Origin of the sequence: Emticicia sp. (assembly GCF_049241225.1) — a bacterium.
Classification (GTDB): Bacteria; Bacteroidota; Bacteroidia; order Cytophagales; family Spirosomataceae; genus Emticicia.
On record NZ_JBMLRC010000267.1, the window covers coordinates 1 to 2485 of the forward strand.

Here is a 2485-nt window from a genome sequence, read left to right on the forward strand (position 1 = left end):
ACATCCTTGATTTATTGCTCAATTTTTTTTCAAAAAAAATACAAATACTGAAACTTTTTTCAAAAACAAATGGTTGACTAATCAACTATATCAAAATCAACGTTTATGGAGTTAGATAAAGATTCATTACAATTTATATTTGGCAGTACTATTCGAGCCTTGCACAAAGCCACCGCTTTGGCCTTTGAAAATGGAGGCTCAGAGCTTTCGCCAGAGCAATTTCATTTATTGAAGATAATTTCTTCGAAAGAAGACTCTATACAAACCGAATTAGCCGAAATTTTGCAACTCGATAAGTCGGGAATTATGCGACATATCGACCAAATGGAAGCCCGCGGTTATGTACAACGCATCAATGATGCCACCGACCGCCGTAAAAAATACATCGTACTTACTGAGCTTGGCAGCAGCAAATTAGATGAATGTAAGGCTATTTTAGATAAAATGGGCGATTCGATACTTAAAGGAATTTCAGATGCCGAACTATTGATTTTCAAGCAGGTATTATCAAAACTTAAAGAAAACGCCGAAAGATAAATTTTTTACTCATATAGTTGACAAGTCAACTATATTAAAATCAACTTTATATAAGAATAATTCAATTTAAATAACACATGAAAAAAACAAGTTTTTGGATTTATGTGATTTTACAAGTCAGTACCATTACAACTTTTGGGCAACAGGCAAATACGCCTTTATCGCTAAAAAGCTGTGTTGATTTCGCTCTCAAAAATCATTTAAGTAATACCATCGCCAATAACGAAATTTTGGCAGCTAAAGAAAAGGAAAAAGAAGCATTGTCGGGCTATTTGCCACAAGTAAACGTCAACGTTGGTTTTGATGATAACCTCAAGCGTCAGGTGTCGGTTATTCCTGCGGGAGCCTTTAGTCCCAACGAAATTCGTGTGCAGTTTGGTAATCAGTATAATACCAACGCAACTGCCCAACTCGACCAAGTGATTTACGACAAATCAATGTTGTTGGGCTTGAAAGCAGCCGAACCGAATAATCAGTTGGCGGCTTTGAGAAAAGAACAAACGCAAGATAATCTGATTTACAACACAGCCAATGCTTATTTTCAAGTATTGGTATATGTAGAGCAAGAAAAAATCACGCTCGAAAACGAGAAAAAATACCGAGAGTTGCTCGATATTTTAAAACTAAGACTCGATAAAGGCGTAATCAAGAAAACAGAATATGACCGTACGAAGTCGACGTTGAATAATATTCTTTCACAAAAATCAATCATTCAAGCCAACAAAGCAGTGGCTTTGAATCGCCTAAAAAATGTAATCGGGATGTCGCTCAGTGAAGATATTAGTATTTTAGAAAGCATAAATTATGAAGGCTTAACGCAAATCGAAAGAGAAAACTCACTCGATGTGAATGGAATTTTGGACTACAAGATTCAGAGCAATAACATTCTCTTGCAAGAACTCGATGTGAAGCGTAAACAAGCGGCATTTATGCCCACAGTTTCGGCCTATGCACGATACGGAGCCCAAAGTTTTGGCAATGATTTCGGCAAATCATTCACCAATTGGTTCGATTTTTCATCGATTGGTTTAAAAGTAAACGTACCGATTTTCAGCGGTTATCGTAAAAATAGTCAACTCAAACAAAGCGAAATTAGCTTATTGAATGCCCGTACTAATCTAAAACTCAGTACCGAAAGCATGAACTTAGCGTTTCAAAATTCAGCCTCCCTTCTACTAAAAGCACAAACTGACCTAAAAATTAACAAAGAAAATCTAACATTCGCTAAAGAAGTTTTTGAAAGTAGCAGTGTCGAATACCAAAAAGGAGTTTCGATGCTCTCTGACTTGCTCAATGCCGATTATTCTTACAAAGAAGCCCAAAGCAACTACGTGAACTCGCTCATCAATTTCTTGGGAACAAGGCTCGAATATGAAAAATCTAAAGGAAATCTAAAAAACTACATTAATCAATTTTAATAAAAAATATCAATGAAAAAGTCGCTCATTCTCACCATATCGCTCTTAGCACTGATTGGCTTCATTACATTCACACTTGCCAAAAACAAGAAGAAAATCGAAGCAAACAAAGTAGTTGTTGACCGTTCAAAAATGCCAATTGCCGTGGCCACAACCGCCGCCGAATTTAAAGAATACGATGGTAAAGTTGTTTTACCAGCTAATCTGGAACTCAACAACGAAGCCACGATTACCATTGGCGTACAAGGAAAAATCGAAAAACTTTCAATTGAAGTCGGTTCGAGAGTTGCCAAAGGACAGGTAATCGGCCACCTTGATTCCCGCCTAAAGTTGTTGAATTTAAAAGCAAACGAACTCACCCTGAGCAAACTCGAAAGAGATTTACAACGCAACGAAGATTTATTGAAAGGTAATGCAGGAACCGAACTAAGCGTAGTCAATGGTAAATATGACATCGAAAACCTTCGTTTGCAGATGGAACAAGTAAAACAACAAATTGCCGATGGAAACATTATTTCGCCAATTAGTGG

The 2485-nt window shown here is 36.9% G+C and carries 3 protein-coding genes; all 3 read left to right on the forward strand.

Annotation, left to right across the window (positions count from 1 at the left end):
* Nucleotides 1-105: 105 nt before the first annotated feature.
* Complete coding sequence (locus ACOVO2_RS14365; protein ID WP_421770644.1) at nucleotides 106-537, forward strand: MarR family winged helix-turn-helix transcriptional regulator; 432 nt, start codon at nucleotides 106-108, stop codon at nucleotides 535-537.
* 77 nt (nucleotides 538-614) lie between these two features.
* Nucleotides 615-1955: a TolC family protein gene (locus tag ACOVO2_RS14370; RefSeq protein WP_421770645.1), complete on the forward strand. Its 1341-nt coding sequence runs from the start codon at nucleotides 615-617 to the stop codon at nucleotides 1953-1955.
* Nucleotides 1956-1967: 12 nt separating this feature from the next.
* On the forward strand, nucleotides 1968-2485 hold a 518-nt coding region (locus ACOVO2_RS14375), incomplete at its 3' end, for a biotin/lipoyl-binding protein (RefSeq protein WP_421770646.1).

Excerpts from the sequence above, each read along its gene's own strand:
- ACOVO2_RS14370 (WP_421770645.1), top strand. The coding sequence starts at position 615 with ATGAAAAAAACAAGTTTTTGGATTTATGTGATTTTACAAGTCAGTACC.
- ACOVO2_RS14365 (WP_421770644.1), top strand. The coding sequence starts at position 106 with ATGGAGTTAGATAAAGATTCATTACAATTTATATTTGGCAGTACTATT.